This window comes from Vibrio sp. 10N.222.46.A1 (assembly GCF_041473595.1).
Taxonomy (GTDB): domain Bacteria; phylum Pseudomonadota; class Gammaproteobacteria; order Enterobacterales; family Vibrionaceae; genus Vibrio; species Vibrio tasmaniensis_A.
In genome coordinates this window covers 1-419 of sequence record NZ_JBFRSN010001691.1, presented here as the reverse complement: position 1 = coordinate 419, position 419 = coordinate 1, and the positions used below count along the sequence as shown (strand labels likewise).

Annotated in this window: 1 protein-coding gene and 1 pseudogene; both read left to right on the top strand. The window is 42.0% G+C overall.

Going from position 1 to position 419, the window contains the following annotated elements:
- On the top strand, positions 1–244 hold a 244-nt coding region (locus AB4496_RS28890; RefSeq protein ID WP_372133554.1), incomplete at its 5' end, for a YgjP-like metallopeptidase domain-containing protein.
- Between the two features lie 4 nt (positions 245–248).
- Positions 249–419 (top strand): annotated as a pseudogene (locus AB4496_RS28885) (23S rRNA (adenine(1618)-N(6))-methyltransferase RlmF); the annotation flags it as partial.

Genomic DNA, 419 nt, shown 5'->3' with positions numbered 1-419 from the left:
CTCTTACGTCGCGAAGAATCACGGTGGAAAGATCAAATCGAAGAATGAGATTCGTATCGCCAGTGTTTTTAAAAATGCGCCAGAACCTTTGCTGAGAATGTTGGTGGTACACGAACTGGCGCACATCAAAGAGAAAGAGCACGACAAAGCCTTTTACCAACTATGCTGTCACATGGAACCGGAATATCATCAACTTGAGTTAGATGCCCGTTTATTCATGATGTATTTAGATTTAAAGAAGTAGCCCAATGAGCCAATCACAAAATAGAACGACGCTAAGCCTGTCGAAAAACAGTACCTCATCAACAAAAACAAAAGACAACCAAGCTGATCAAGGTAACCGTAAACACGGTGATATTAAGCCAAATGCAGGCAAGCCAAGCAGCGACAAGCGTATTTCTACAAAGAACACATCAGAC